Here is a 13,491-nt window from a genome sequence, read left to right as displayed (position 1 = left end):
TGCCTGTTTCCGCGTGTGTCTGTGTGTCCTGCGCCTGTTGTAATCCCGGAAGACGCCGACGGCGCACGGGGTGCGAGCCCCATGCGCCGTCAGACTCGTCGATCTCCGAGTCGGATCAGCCGCCCATGGCTGCCCCGCCGATGAAGCCGGCGAGGCCGCCGAGCACGGGCAGCGCGACGATCAGGGCGATGAGCATCTTGTTGTAGCGGCTCTGGATCTCCGAAGCCCTTGCCAGCTCGCTGGCGTAGGACTCCTTGTCCGCAGCCATCTCCTCCAGCCGTGCCTCGTAACGGCGCTTGACCGAGTCCTCGACAACCTCCATCTGCTGCAGCAGGTCCGTGTTCCGCTGCGTGGCCGAGTCGGTCTTCTCCTTCTCGAGGGACAGGCTGTGCTGCCATTCCGTCTCGCGGGCCTGCATCTGGGTGATCGCGTCCTTGCGGTTGCGGTCGAGCTCGTCCTCCATCCGGCGGATGCGGTCGCCGTGCTCGTTGCGGATCGACTCCAGCAGCGCCTCCTGCTCGCGGCGCAGGACGCCGATCTCGTCGGTGGTGCGCTGGTGCTCTGCCAGAGCCTCGGCCTGGGCGATGTCCGCCTTGCGGTTGTCGTCGACGATCCGCTGGATTTCGGCCTTCCACTGCCCCAGACGCTGCTCCTCGGCCTCGAGGTAGGCCTTCTGCTTCTCGGCCAGGACCTCGAAGATCCGCGTAGTGCCGACCTGCATCTTCAGGGCGGCGTCGGAGCGGCGCACGCGCAGGATCTCCTGGCGGTCGTGCGAGTAGGAGTTCTCGAGCACCCGCTCGATCTCGGCGACGGCGTCGGCCTGCTCGCGCTCCATGCGGGAGCGGTTGCGCTCCTTGTACTGGATCTCCGCCTGGAGGGCGGCCTGCTCGGCGAGCTTCTTCGCCTGGGCCTCGTAGTCCTGGACGATCTCGGCCTTACGGGTGCGGATCCGCTGTTCCTTCTCGGACTCCCGCTCGCGGTGCGCCGCCTCGGTGCCGTCCTTGAGTGCCTTATAGCGCGAGCCCTCGCGGTCGGTGGCCACGTCACGGATGACCTGCTCGACGTGGGCCGACATGAGGTTCACGTACAGCGTGCGCAGTTCGTCCTCGTGCGCCCACCGCAGCTGGGCAAGGTCGGCATTGGCCTGCCGGTTGAGCTGGGCGACCTGGTCGCCGAGCCATTCGGTCGCACCCTGCGGCACCTCGATCTGCACGACCGGCGCGCCGATGGCGAAGGTCGCATTGAACTCGTCCAGGCGCACGTCGAGGTCCAGGTCCTCGGAGAGAAAGCGGCGGGCGATGACCTCGCGCACCTGCTCCTGGTTCTCCAGCAGGACGGCTTCCTCCTCGGCCGGGGCGTACGTCATATCGTCGGCGGTCACAGGACCGGACTCCTCGTCGAACTCCTCGAAGCCGGCCGTGCCGTCGAAGCCGGGCTCCGGCTCCACCGCAACCGGGGCCGCGTCCTCGTATCCGAAGCCGACGGCTTCGTCGTCGAACACGGGCTCATCGCCCGCAGCGTCGAAGACCGGCTCGTCACCGGCACCCTCGCCCCCGCCGGGAATCGAGTCGAAGATCGGGTCACCTTCGTCGGCGGTGTCCACGGCAGCAACAGCGTCCGCGTCCACCGCGGGAAGGGTCCCGGGCTCGTCGGTGGTGACGCCGCTGTGCTCGCGCCAGGCCTGCGCTCCGACAGCCTCCTCGAGGCTCAGCGTGCCGGAAGCGACCTCCTGGGCCTGCTTGAACGTGGCCTCGGCGACCAGGTCCACCAGCAGCTCGCCGCTGGGCTTCTGCCAGACGACCGCCCAGGAGTACTCCGCGCCAGCCAGGAGCGAGTACTCCTCCATGCGCGCAAGCGTCTCCGTGTTGGGGATGATGCCGAAGACCTCTTCGCCCAGCATCTCTGCCGTGGCGACGGTCCTGATCTGGTCGGAGTCAATGAGCTCGATGAGCGAGCCCTTCGCCTCGTCGCGGCCGTGCCGCTTGCTCAGCCCGCCGATGGACTCGGCGGCCAGCACGAGCATGACCCACGCCGTGCCGCTGGGGAAGACGAACTTCGCGTTCGACCGCAGCAGTTCGACTGCTGCGGGGATCGCCGTCTCCCTGACCACGGACGAGAGCAGCTCGTCAGGCTTCTTCTTCCGATCCTTGTTCCGGCTTCCCGCAGCCGTGCCCAGAATGCCCATTGGTGTCGATCCCTTCGATGATGAAACGCAGTTCGCCTGGTATATGAGTATCCTATCGCCTATGAGTCGATAGGTGCAATGATAGGCAATTCAACACGACGCCGAATGGCCCGCAATGACCGCTGGCGCAGATCAGCGCACGGCGCTCACCTCGATGCACGCATCGGAGGTGAGCATGTCCTTGTGATCGCTCGCCAACTCGCCGACGACGTCGATCCGGATCCGCCGCTCAGAGGGATGCTCGTTGATGAACGTCGCCACTCCGGTGGTGACCTCGTCGGTCATCTTCGCCACCGCGCCACGGGCACCGCCGGCATTGGAGTCGGTGTCGCCCTTGTCGTCGATGAGGTACTGCAGGACCCTCTGGTCGATGTCCACCCGCACGTTGTGCTTGATGAGGACCTCCTGCACCATGTGGCGCAGCTTGTTGCGCACGATCTTGCGCTGCGTGTCCTCGGAGAGCGGCTGGAACGGGACGATGGCGTCGATACGGCCCAACAGCTCGGGCGGGAAGCGGTTATCCGCCGAGGTCTCGGTGATCGAGCGGCGGATGAGCTTGTCGTACTTCAGCAGCTGCTCGCCCGAGCCCGTGTCGTCGGCCGCATACTGCGCGATGGTCTTGTAAATCTCCGAGCCTGCGTTCGTCGTCATGACGATGTAGGTGTTCAGGAAGCTGACCTCGCGGTTGTTGTCGTCGGAGAGCCGGCCGTCGTCGAGCACCTGCAGCAGCAGACGGGTGACCATCGCCGAGGCCTTCTCGACCTCGTCGAACAGCAGTACGGCGTGCGAGAGGTCCCAGACCCGCTTCGTCAGCTCGGAGCGAAACAGGTCCATCGAGGAGTCCTGGGCGTACTCGGACATGTCGAATCGGATCAGGTGGCGCTGGTCGTCACCGAAGAGCAGCCGTGCCAGCTGCTTGGCAAGCTCGGTCTTACCCACGCCGGTCGACCCCGTGAACAGCAGCGAGGCCTCCGGCCGGCCCTTGTCGTTCAGGTCCGCGACCGACAGCTGCAGCCGCCGCGCGACCGCACGCGTGGCCAGGTCCTGGCTGAACACCTTCGAGTCCAGCTGCTCCTTGATCTTCGCGCCGTCGACCTTGAAGGCAACGTTGACGCCCAGAGACTCCTGGAGCACGTCCGAGAGCAGATCGCGGTCCAGCGCCCGCTTGGTGAGGCGGTGCCAGCCAACCATGCTGTCCAGCACCAGGATCGACTTGCGCGGCTGCGAGCTCGCCGGCATGTAGCGCTCGGTGTACTCATAGATCTGCCGGTAGATGTGGTCGTCGTAGAACTGGTCGGCGACGTCGTAGTGCTCGGCCATGCCCTGCAGAATCCGGATCGTCGTCTCCTGGTCCGGCGGCGTCAGGTTGATGCGCTGCAGCCGTTCAACCAGCGGCTGATTCGGTGCAATGTGCCTGTGGAACTCGTCATAGGTCGTCGCGGCGATGATTCGGATGCCGCGTGCCCCGGAGGCGGCCAGCACCGGCTTGATCGCCTCAACCGCAGCATCGGAAAGCTGGATGATCTGGTGGAACTCGTCGATGAACAGGACCAGCTCCTGCTTCTCGTCCGCCACGAAGTGCTCGGCCTCGTCGAAGAAGCCCTTGAGCATGGCGGCCATGCGGTCCGAGTCACCGGCCTCGGAGATCATCCGGGACGGATCGACCTCGAGATAGAGCCGCTCGGCGTCAGCGGCCATCGTGGCCTGGACGAGAGCGGTCTTACCCGTACCTGCCTCGGCCAGGAGCAGGGCGTTGCACAGCTCTGGCCTGCTCATCGAGGCCAGCAGCTGGAGCTTCTCGTGCTCGCGGCCGACGATCTCGCGCTCGGCCCTCTTGAGCGGGTCCGACAGCTTCGACAGGAGCGGATAGCCCTCATTCAGGTGCACTTCATGGAACATGCCGTGGAAGACCTCTCGCCAAGACTTGAATTCATCTGATAGATCAGTCGAAAGTCTATCATGACACCATTCGGCTAGACTGTAATAGGACAGTGAAAGGCCCCCGGACTCATATCCCGGGGCCTCCTGGCCATTCACTCCGTAGGGGTGCTGTCACAGCCCATGCTGGCGGTCCTCCTGGGACGAAGCCCCATCCTGCTCGAACTGGTAGTCGTACCGCTCGCTCAGCGGCCTGCTGGACTCCCGGTCGCGCCGTGCCCGCTCGTTCGCCTCCCGCTGCTGACGCATCGAGGCACCCACGCGGTCGACCAGTGCGCGCCCGGCCTCGGCCCACATGTCCTTGCCCTCGTCCGGGGCCGTGATCTCGTCCAGGCCCAGCTCCAGCAGGCTCGTTCCGCTCAGTGGGCTGGGATCGTTCATCGCCATAGCCTTCTCCTCCTCCGTGCCTGTCTCAGGCCCCGCGCTGCTGCTCGGTGCCCTCGGGCCCGCCCTGGCCCTCGAACTGATAGTCGTACCTCTCGCTGACCGGCTTCCGTCCCTGCGGCGAGGTGCCCGGCAGCTGCTCCTGAGCACCACGGCCGACAATCGAGCCCATCCGCCCGACCAGGTCCGCCCCGGCAGCGGAGCCCTGGGGGGCCTTCTGTCCGCCATGTCCGTCCAGCTCCGTGTGCAGCCCGCGGGCTGCACCCACGGCAGCTCCCCTGGCGGCGCTGGCGGCGACGCCCCTGGTCGATGCACCGGACTGCTGGGCACGTTGGGCGTGGGCCGCGGCATCCTGCATGGCCTCGGTGCCGAGCCGCCTGGCTCCCTCGCGGAGGCCCGCGGACTGCACGGCCTGTCCGACCTTCGACCCGGCGGCCCGCTGGGTGAGCGGGACCTTCACCGGACCCTGAACCGTGCCGCCGGCATGGGCCTGCTTCGCCTGGGCCTGCTTCGCCTGGGGCTGCTCCTGCCGGGATGATTCCGGCTTCGGCACATCCGCTGAAGTGATCATCCCCGGTGCCGGCTCAGCCTGCGGGCGCGGCCGCCGCTCGACCACGTTGGGGTTGAGCCTCGAGCCCGGCTGGCCGGGAGCGGGGGAGGAGGGCACGCTGTATCGGGGACCCCGCACCGCACCGAGGCCCGCCTGCGAGCTCGGGCCCCGCTGCTCTCCGGTATCGGGGGTGGCCCCGCGGATCGCCGCCAGCTGCTCGGGCGTGTACGACGTCGGGCGCTGGCCGTGCTCCGGTTGGCCCTGGGAACCTTTACTGAGATCTGCCATGATGATTCGTTCCTCTCTATGCGAAAGGCCCCCGGAGAGGTCTCTCCGGGGGCCTTTCAATGAGTTCTGCTGAGCCGTGGATCGGTGTCAGCCGACCGCGGGGGCCTCGGCCTCGACGACCTGTTCGGCCTGGGCGGTCTGCTCCGGACCGGCCTGGCTCTGCTTGGCAGCCGCCTGGGCCTCCTTGGCCGCCTTCATGGAGGCGAACTGGTTGTCCAGGGTCTTGGCGTCGACCTTGAAGTCGCTGGCCTCCACGGACTTGGTGTTGACCACCAGACCGGTGCCGCGCGAGGCCGGCATCACATTGCCCTTGAAGCCGTAGACGGTGCCGACCTTCTCGCCGTCCTTGTTGAGCAGCGGCTCCGTATTCGGGCCCGCGGCCTTGACGATCTCCTCCAGCTGGCCCACCGAGTAGGGGGCGGTGTTGGCGAAGCGCTCCTTGCCGTCCGGGCCCTTCACGCGCTCGGACTTCATGTGCAGGTTGCTCTGCTCCGGTCCGCGCGAGTCGCGGGCGTCGACCTGGATGTCGGCGTAGTGCGACTTGCCGTCCTTGGTCGCGCCGTTGTCATAGACCTTGGCGATGAGGTTGACCCCGGTCATTGCGCCCTTGCCCTTGAGAAGTGCCATGATCTCGTCCTTTCGTCGTTCCGTCCGCCACTCGGCAGAACGGCCTTGATCATTCACGTCGTCCGAGCAAAGCCCCGAAGTGCAGTGCCGAACTGCTCTATACACTAATACTCCTATAGAGCATTCCGCAACCATTCGAATGATCTTTCGACTCGTGCCCCTACTCGTTCTGGATGCCGTCGAACCGGCCTGCCGGCTCCTGCTCGGGGCCGGGGAGGACCCCGGCACCAGCCACCGCGGCGTCGACCCGCTGCTGGACACGCACCACCAGGCCGGCGTCGAGCGAGGAGGCCTTCGAACGGCGCATCCGGGCCGCCTGTTCCTGCTCTTCGCGCAGCGCCGCGATCCTCGAACGCAGAACTGGCCGCGTGGAGCCGTCCTCCACCGGAACCAGTTCCCGCGAGACCCGGGTCATCGCGGCGATGTCGTCGACAGGGAGGTCGGCGATCGCCTCGGACTGGCCTGACTGGTCGAGGTACTCCATGGCCGCCAGCAGCAGCCGGCGGCGTTCGGCCGCGGCTGCGGTGAACTCCCGCCGGGCCCGCTCGCCGATCTCGACATCGGCCACGAAGTCGTAGCCCAGGTGATGCAGGTCCAGTGCCTTGACCTCGTCGAAGGGGTGCACCGTCCCGGTCTCGATCGACAGCTGGGTGGAGACCTCCGGATCCCCGCCGGCGACGGCGCTGCGCTGGTCAGCAGGACCGGCGACGAGCACCAGCCCCGAGTCGGCCAGGTCGGTGCGCAGCTCCTGGAGCCGTTCGTCGTAGACCTGCTTCATCGTCTCGATGCGCGCGTCCAGCACCGCCCGTCCGGCCTTGCCCGCGGTCAGGTGCCGTCCGCCGGGCTGGCCGTAGATCTCGCGGCCCATCTCCTCGGCCTGGTCGGCGTCCTTCATCCGCTGCAGCGAGGCGTCCTGGCGCAGCGCCATCAGCGAGAGCAGGCGCTGGCCGTACGCGGCGACCTCCTGCTGCTGGGCGTACCACTGGCTGGCGTCGCCGACAAACGGCAGGAAGTGCTGGTACTTGCTCATCACCCGCCGGTGCCAGTCCTCTTCGTAGCGGTAGAAGTCGTAGAGCGGCCGGGAGTCCTCTACGGCCACTTCGGCCTTCTCGGCACGCTCCCATTGCCGGGCCAGGTCGCTGTAGGCACTGGCCTTGGACTTGTGATGCTGCAGGCGGGAGGCATAGCTGCGCAGCCGGAAGCCGAAAGAGACGACATCGTCCTCCGAGCTGCCGTGCTGCTGCTGGCGCTCTGCGGCCAGGGCGGCCATCTCGGCGTAGTCCATACCCATCACCTCAAGCATCGGTGTACGCACGCGCAGCTCCTCCTCGGGCAGGGCGCGCAGCATCTGGTAGACCCCGTTGACCGCCCGCTCGGTGATCTGGTTGCGGCCCGCGTCGACCAGGCGCTGCCACGCGTCGGTGCGCAGGCCCTCGGCCTCGCGGCGCTGATTGGCGTACTCCACGACCCTCTCCATTGCCGCCGGCAGCGGAGAGCCCGGCCGCTCCAGCTGCTCGGCCACCAGCTCGGAGACCAGACGGTTGGCTTTGCGCATCCGCAGATCGTTGGTTCCGGCGCGCCACAGCGAGCGGTCGGCGGGCAGGCAGGCCAGCAGGAACTGGGGGAGGGCCTCTGAGCGCATGCGCTCGTGTGCCCAGCGCTTGATGAAGGTCGTCACGTTCCTGCGTTCGTAACCGACGGCGCTGGACAGGTGCGCGACGGCCTGCTTCTCGTCCAGCCAGGCGTCCACGCCGCGCCGCAACCGGGACTTGTGCCGGTCCAGAAGCTTGCCCCGCTGGGTGCCGTCCTTGGCCAGGTGGCCGTGTCCGGCGTCGACCATCGCCAGGTGGCAGTGGACGTGCTCGGTGTCGACCTGGATCACGCCGACGTAGCGCAGGTCGTCGAAACCGCTCGTGCCCGAGCTCATCCGCTCCAGCCCGTGCATGATCGCCATCCGCAGCTTCATCTGGTCGATGTGGCCGCGGTAGTCCCCGCGGCCTTCGCAGTGAAAGTCCTCGCCGACGATGCGGTGCCGTTTCAGGTATTCCTCATCGAAGGAGAGCACGGTCTTCAGCACCGTCTTGCCGCTCTCGAAGTGTTTCTGGATGTCCCGGGACGCAGCCCGCAGCTGCTCGTCGGAGAGCGACACTGAGCCGTAGCCGAAGGCCACGCCGCCATCGCCCTGGGCCTGGCGCATTGTCGTCTTGGCCTCGACCCTGCTCGTCCCTGCGCGCTCGACCGCGCTCTCGCGGGCCATGTAGCGCAGGATGAAGTCGTCCGTGCGCAGCCGCTGGATCGGCGCGAGCGACTCAGTCGCCTGCTCGCGCGCCATGTACCGGGTGACGTAGTCGCCGGGGGTGCCGCCCCGGGACCCCTTGCCGCCGGGCAGCGGCACACTGAACTCGTTGACGATGACCACTGACTGCTTCAGGCCCATCCCGCCTCATCCCTCCGTCGTGTGAATGCACAGAACCCCGGCCGCTGTCCTCCAGCGACCGGGGCCCGTCCTGACTGCTCTGCCCGCCTCGGCCTCAGTGGCCCAGACCGTGCCCGTCTTCCTCGCCGAAGTCGAGGTCGGCGGCGCGGCGGGAGGCCTCGCGCTTGCGCTCCTCGAGCGTCGGCGCGGGCACCTCCTGCCCGGTGGCCTCCTCATCCAGACCAAAGTCCAGATCGTGGGTCGCGCCGGCATCCGGCTCCGCGTCCGCAGGGGCGGCAGCATCCTCCGGTCCGTCCAGGTGCAGGGCCGGGGCCACACGCTGGTGGTACAGGTGCTCGGGCGTGCCCTCAGTGCGCTCCAGCTCAGCCTGATACTGCTCGCGCTCCGCGGTGATCTCGGCCTCGACCGCCAGCAACTGCGCGGTGACGCCCTCGGCAGCCGGCCGCTGCGCCTCCGGCCGCTGGAGGTTCTCCGCCTGCGCGACCAAGTCGAGCTCGTCCTCGTTGAACAGCGAGTTGATCGCGTCGGAGCGGGCCCGCAGGCCCCGCTGGTCGACGACGGACTCAACCGGACCATGACCATCCTTGGAGCGATCAGCGAAGTAGGCCGCCAGGTCGTACTCGGTGGAGGCCAGGTCGATCTCGAGATCGGCGATGCGGTGCACGTTCATGAAGACCACGGGGGCATCGGCCTGGTCCCCGGACGGGGTGAGCACGAGGGCATCCGCCCTGGCGGGCAGCTCCCACTCGATCCCCGTGAGCTGGTCGGGCACAGTGAACGAAGGGCTGAAGTAGCCCTTGGCCGCCAGTGCGACCAGCTGCTCGTCGTCGAACTCGTAGAAGGCGTCGACCTTCTCGCCCTGGCCGTGCGAGTAGGTCACCTGGGTGATCCCGTACGGAAGCGGCTCGGCGGGAGTGATCGAGCGCAGCTCGCCCACGACGTGCAGGTAGGGCCGGTAGTTCTCCTCCTTGCCGCGGTGCTTGAGCTCGACAGAGTCGACCAGCACCCCGATCTGGGCATCGAGGCCGTCGTAGCGGTGCGCCTGCACGCCACGCTCCCGCAGGGCCCGGTCGGCCCACACGTCATTCATCATCAGTCCAGCAGTGCGCATCAGTTGCTCCTCTTCCGGTTGGTCTTCTTGCTCGGGTGGGTGGTCCTGGGGGCGGAGGTGGCCGGGGCCAGCGCCGGGGTGCGGGCGTCGCGTACAGCCCGGATCCGGCGGGTGGACCAGCGCCACATCCCGCGCATCGCGGCGATCTCCGCGGCGGCCAGCAACAGGACCACAAACAGCAGCGGGGCGATCCACATCGCGACGGTCCCGGCCATGGTCAGGTCGCCGCTTGCTGCGCCCGACTGCCGGTGCAGCCACGCGCCGAGCATCGGGATCACGACCATCGCAGTCATTGAGGCCAGCACGTAGTCGGCGATGAGCACGACCGAGCGGAAGAACACCGCCCAGATCAGCACCGGCGATCCGCCGGAGCCCTTCCCGGAGGCCAGGCGGCGCAGCGCGCCGGCCAGCTTCGAAGGGCCACGCCCGGGCTTCGGCTTGGCCGCGGCCTTCTCGACGGGGACTGCAGTGGCAGCCTCCACCCGGGCTTCGTGCTCGGTCGCGCTGCCGGTCTTGTCCAGAGTCTGGATCGTCATTCGTCTCGTCCTTCGTTGTTGTCGTGTCGTGTCTGTGCGGGTGTCCCGCCGGTCAGCCGCTGTGGCTGGGTCCGGGGCTGGCGGTCTCGGCCGGTGAAGCAGAGGCAGGCGGCCTCTGCGCGACAAGCTGGTCCCGCGTCCGGCCCGAGGCCCGGTACGCTTCGAACGAGGCGACCGTGCCGTCCTGTCCGGTGGCGAAGGTGAAGACCACGTACTCACTTTTGGCCGTGGACTTGCCGTCGGCGGAGACCGGGTCCAGGCGCGCCACTCCGATGTAGGAGTAGTCCAGGCCCTTCACCGCGGCAACGTCGACGTCGAAGTCGGCCAGCTGGTACGCCGTCCCCGCGCCCTTTCCGGCACCGGTCGCTGCCATCCATTCCGGGATGAACTCGGTGAGGATCCGGGACGAGGTCCCGAGAAACGCGTACCGGGCATCGAGGGCGGCCTGCGTCTCCTTGACGGTCCGCGAGGCAGCCGAGGAATCCGTCAGGCTCAGCAGCGCCGAGCGCGCTGCGGCCCGGTCCCGGTCGGCCCGCTCGGCATCCATCCCCGGCAGGGCAGCCAGCAACCGGGCGTGCTTGGTCTCAAGTGCCGACTGCGCGTCCTCCTGCTTGCCCTGGAGCTGGACGATGAGCTGGTCGGCCTTGGCGTCGGCGTCCGCCGAACCGTCGGCCAGCAGTGCCAGGGCCAGAGAGAGCAGCGACAGCGCCAGCAGCGTTCCGGTGCTGCAGACCAGGACCTTCCCGGCCCTCGCGCGCACCCAGTCCTTCACGTCCTCGATCACGGTGCCTTCACCTCCTGCCGCAGGGCCTCGCCCGTGGTCGTCGTTCCGGTCTGGACCCCGGAGAAGCTCTTGCGGGTCATGTCGTAGTCAGCCCGGGCCCAGGCCAGTACCGCCGGGGCCTGCCCGGCCGCCGGGCGGGTCTGCACCGCCAACCAGGTGACCCGGATCGTGCCGTCCACCTCGACCGAGTAAGGGCGCTGGGCGACCCACTTGAAGCCGGAGTCGAAGCTCATCGGAATCTCGTTGCCCGCGGCGACGTCCTTGTCGGAGGCCAGCAGGTACCAGGGTTGGAGCGTGGCCTGCCCGACGTCGGGGGCGAAGTGCGGGGTGAGGTTCCGGCGCGTCGGCTCGGCGGCAGCCTGGTCCAGCGTCCCGCCCGAGTCCGCCACCGAGGGTGTCAGGTGGCGGTACTCGTTCTGCAACCGGGCGATCTGTTCCGCAGCTCCCTGTGCGGTGACCAGGGCGCGGTCAGCGTCCTTGGCCTCCGGGAGGGCGTCGGTGCGCACCTCGGCGGTGCGGATCTGCTCGCGAAGGGAGACGATCTGCTGAGCCTTGTCGTGGCTGACGGTGGCCTCGCCACCAGAGAGACCTGCGCCGGCCAGGAAGCAGAGCAGCGCAGCTGCCCCCATGCACACCCCGCCGATGGCCGCCCGGCGGCTCATCAGTGCACCCGGGACATTTCCGTCCCCAGTGGGGTCGGCGTCGCCCGGTGCCGCACCGGCGTCCGGCGCGGCCACGAAGCGGGTCTTGCGGACAGGCTTGTCAGCCTGCACACCCGACTCGCCGATCTTTGTCGATGCCATTGCCCCTCAACTCGCTCTTCGTCTCGAATACCAGTACAACTCTATCAAGAAGATGAGTCGAAAGGGAGTCGGATCATCTGGAATGACGAGTCGAACCGCCAGCGGGAATGGCGGACAGACCAGAGACCTTCCCTTGCGCGTCGACGGTGAGGTACACCAGCACGGTCCGGTACGACTTGACCCGATCCGGTGCCACCTTGTTCTGGGACACCGCATCGGAGGTAGCCGCCACCTCGACCTGCACGGCATACGTGTACTCGTCCGCGGTGACCTTCACGACCTCGAGGTCCGCGTCGGCATTGACCGCCGAGTTCAGCCCTTGGGTGTCGATGTAGTAGTAGCGCTTGCCCGAGGCGTCTTCGTTGAAGCGCGCCGGCGGCATGAACTGCTTCAGGAACTGCTCGTCCTCGGACAGGTGGTAGCGCTCTTTCAGGTCCCGGCGAGCGGCCTCGTAGGCCTGGCCGGAGTCCCAGGTGAATGCCGTCTTCACCAGGCGGTCCACGATCTGCGTGTCGTCGTGGATCCGGCTCTGGCTCACGCCGAGCGACTGCATGACATCCTGCTCGACCTGCTCGGACTTCGCGGTCCCGACCGAGGCAAGCTGACCCTGAAGGCCCGTGATCGTCTGCTGCTGCTGATCCAGTGCGCTGCGCTGGGACCCCCATGTCAGGCCGGTCACTGTCACGGCGGTAACCAGCAGTACCGCGACCCCGACCACCAGAGCGTTGCGCCGCATGAAGCCCTGTCCCGGCGCTGCCGTTTCGTCCGTGCCGTCAACCTGCTGCTCCTGCACCATCAGCCCTCTCCGCTTCCGTTGCCCGTCGTCGATGCGCCCTGCTGGTGCTCCGCGCCGGCGGCGGTCACCACGACCTTGAGATCGGCGAAAGTCCCGGCCTTCCCGTCGTAGGAGTAGGCCGCGTTCGCCCACGCCAGCACCTGTCCACCCGCGGTGTCCCGGCACAGCCAGATCACCCGCGCCGTGCGCGTGGTGCCCGTGGCGTCCTGGGTGGCGAGGTCCGGCATCACCGACTCGACCGACCAGGCGTATGCTCCGGGCGAGGAAGCCTTCAAACCCTCGTAGCGCACATACCAGGGGAACCGCGGGTCGATCTGCGTGCTCGGGTCGAACGGCGTCACAGAGGTCCAGGAGTAGGCCCCCTTCTCGTCGGCCAGGAACGAGCGCGGGCTGAACAGGGGTGCCAGCGTCCGGCGGTGCTCGGCGATCTGCAGTGTCGCCGCGTTCGGCGTACCGTTGCCCGCATTGGGCTGTGTCGCCGCCTCGTGGTGCAGCTGCGCGAAGCGCTGCTGGGCCTCCGCGACCTTCTGGGCGTCCTTTGCGGCTGCCTCCATCAGCCGCGTCATCTTTCCGGTCAGATCCGGGTCGACCGGAGTGCTCCTGGCATCCTCGATCTGGACCTGGAGCGCGGAGATCCGGTCGGCGTTGGCCGCGTGCTCCGCCTCGAATCCCTTGCCGCTCACTCCCGCGGCCGCCGCGAGCCCGAGGATCGCCACGCCCATCGCGGCGCTCAAGACCAGGCGCGTCCGCCGCGCCGAGTCCTCCGGAGTGCGTGCCTGCCGCTCTCCTCGCCGGTCGGAGCGCCAGCCCTCGAAGCGGGCCTCGAGTTCGACCCCGCTGACCCGCCTGCGGGTGGCGGGGGCCTTCAGCTTCTTCGGCGCGCCGTCCTCGTCCTCGACCGTGTCCCCGGCCCTGCCACGCGCATCATCGTCCGCACTCATCACGATGCCCGCCCTTTCTCGCGTTGTCCTCATATATGACTCCCAAGTCTATCTGCAATGGTCATTCAATAACGAGTCTGCCCCATTCGACAGGTTACTGCGCACGGATCG

Annotated in this window: 12 protein-coding genes; all 12 read right to left on the bottom strand. The window is 67.9% G+C overall.

Annotated features, from left to right (window positions below; all coding sequences use genetic code 11):
* Positions 1-115: 115 nt before the first annotated feature.
* The 12 genes from ACPJW8_RS10525 to ACPJW8_RS10470 all read right to left on the bottom strand — a co-directional run bounded on the left by ACPJW8_RS10525 (position 116) and on the right by ACPJW8_RS10470 (position 13,380).
* Positions 116-2,185 carry a hypothetical protein gene (locus tag ACPJW8_RS10525; protein ID WP_330194220.1) on the bottom strand — a complete coding sequence of 690 codons (2,070 nt, stop codon included), beginning with the start codon at positions 2,183-2,185 and terminating at the stop codon, positions 116-118.
* Positions 2,186-2,317: 132 nt separating this feature from the next.
* Positions 2,318-4,072: an AAA family ATPase gene (locus tag ACPJW8_RS10520; RefSeq protein ID WP_425256323.1), complete on the bottom strand. Its 1,755-nt coding sequence runs from the start codon at positions 4,070-4,072 to the stop codon at positions 2,318-2,320.
* A 165-nt stretch (positions 4,073-4,237) separates the two neighbouring features.
* The gene (locus ACPJW8_RS10515) at positions 4,238-4,510 is read right to left on the bottom strand and encodes a hypothetical protein (RefSeq protein WP_330194221.1); all 273 of its coding nucleotides are present in this window, start codon (positions 4,508-4,510) and stop codon (positions 4,238-4,240) included.
* Between the two features lie 25 nt (positions 4,511-4,535).
* Positions 4,536-5,345: a hypothetical protein gene (locus tag ACPJW8_RS10510; RefSeq protein ID WP_330194222.1), complete on the bottom strand. Its 810-nt coding sequence runs from the start codon at positions 5,343-5,345 to the stop codon at positions 4,536-4,538.
* Positions 5,346-5,432: 87 nt separating this feature from the next.
* Positions 5,433-5,972 (bottom strand): hypothetical protein, encoded by a 540-nt coding sequence (locus ACPJW8_RS10505; protein WP_330194223.1) that lies wholly within the window; start codon positions 5,970-5,972, stop codon positions 5,433-5,435.
* A gap of 160 nt (positions 5,973-6,132) precedes the next feature.
* Complete coding sequence (gene mobL, locus ACPJW8_RS10500) at positions 6,133-8,409, bottom strand: relaxase MobL (RefSeq protein WP_330194225.1); 2,277 nt, start codon at positions 8,407-8,409, stop codon at positions 6,133-6,135.
* 94 nt (positions 8,410-8,503) lie between these two features.
* Entirely contained in the window at positions 8,504-9,520 is a 1,017-nt protein-coding gene (locus ACPJW8_RS10495) for a hypothetical protein (protein ID WP_330194227.1), read from the bottom strand.
* Positions 9,520-10,056, bottom strand: coding sequence for a hypothetical protein (locus ACPJW8_RS10490; protein ID WP_330194228.1), 537 nt, complete (start codon positions 10,054-10,056; stop codon positions 9,520-9,522). The genes ACPJW8_RS10495 and ACPJW8_RS10490 overlap by 1 nt, the downstream gene beginning before the upstream one ends.
* A 52-nt stretch (positions 10,057-10,108) precedes the next feature.
* Positions 10,109-10,840: a hypothetical protein gene (locus tag ACPJW8_RS10485; RefSeq protein WP_330194229.1), complete on the bottom strand. Its 732-nt coding sequence runs from the start codon at positions 10,838-10,840 to the stop codon at positions 10,109-10,111.
* Positions 10,837-11,643 (bottom strand): hypothetical protein, encoded by an 807-nt coding sequence (locus ACPJW8_RS10480; protein WP_330194230.1) that lies wholly within the window; start codon positions 11,641-11,643, stop codon positions 10,837-10,839. Before ACPJW8_RS10480 ends, ACPJW8_RS10485 begins: the two co-directional genes overlap by 4 nt.
* Positions 11,644-11,716: 73 nt before the next feature.
* Positions 11,717-12,439: a hypothetical protein gene (locus tag ACPJW8_RS10475; protein ID WP_142938926.1), complete on the bottom strand. Its 723-nt coding sequence runs from the start codon at positions 12,437-12,439 to the stop codon at positions 11,717-11,719.
* Complete coding sequence (locus ACPJW8_RS10470; protein WP_330194231.1) at positions 12,439-13,380, bottom strand: hypothetical protein; 942 nt, start codon at positions 13,378-13,380, stop codon at positions 12,439-12,441. The genes ACPJW8_RS10475 and ACPJW8_RS10470 overlap by 1 nt, the downstream gene beginning before the upstream one ends.
* Between the last annotated feature and the right edge of the window lie 111 nt (positions 13,381-13,491).

The organism is Pseudarthrobacter sp. J47 (genome assembly GCF_049810315.1).
In the GTDB taxonomy this organism is placed as follows: domain Bacteria; phylum Actinomycetota; class Actinomycetes; order Actinomycetales; family Micrococcaceae; genus Arthrobacter.
Note: the sequence above shows the minus strand (reverse complement) of the source record. Positions and strands in the feature narration are given on the sequence as shown.

Coding starts and splice junctions, on each gene's coding strand:
- ACPJW8_RS10525 (WP_330194220.1), bottom strand. CDS start 2,185: ATGGGCATTCTGGGCACGGCTGCGGGAAGCCGGAACAAGGATCGGAAG.
- ACPJW8_RS10515 (WP_330194221.1), bottom strand. CDS start 4,510: ATGGCGATGAACGATCCCAGCCCACTGAGCGGAACGAGCCTGCTGGAG.
- ACPJW8_RS10510 (WP_330194222.1), bottom strand. CDS start 5,345: ATGGCAGATCTCAGTAAAGGTTCCCAGGGCCAACCGGAGCACGGCCAG.
- ACPJW8_RS10505 (WP_330194223.1), bottom strand. CDS start 5,972: ATGGCACTTCTCAAGGGCAAGGGCGCAATGACCGGGGTCAACCTCATC.
- mobL (WP_330194225.1), bottom strand. CDS start 8,409: ATGGGCCTGAAGCAGTCAGTGGTCATCGTCAACGAGTTCAGTGTGCCG.
- ACPJW8_RS10495 (WP_330194227.1), bottom strand. CDS start 9,520: ATGCGCACTGCTGGACTGATGATGAATGACGTGTGGGCCGACCGGGCC.
- ACPJW8_RS10490 (WP_330194228.1), bottom strand. CDS start 10,056: ATGACGATCCAGACTCTGGACAAGACCGGCAGCGCGACCGAGCACGAA.
- ACPJW8_RS10480 (WP_330194230.1), bottom strand. CDS start 11,643: ATGGCATCGACAAAGATCGGCGAGTCGGGTGTGCAGGCTGACAAGCCT.
- ACPJW8_RS10475 (WP_142938926.1), bottom strand. CDS start 12,439: ATGGTGCAGGAGCAGCAGGTTGACGGCACGGACGAAACGGCAGCGCCG.
- ACPJW8_RS10470 (WP_330194231.1), bottom strand. CDS start 13,380: ATGAGTGCGGACGATGATGCGCGTGGCAGGGCCGGGGACACGGTCGAG.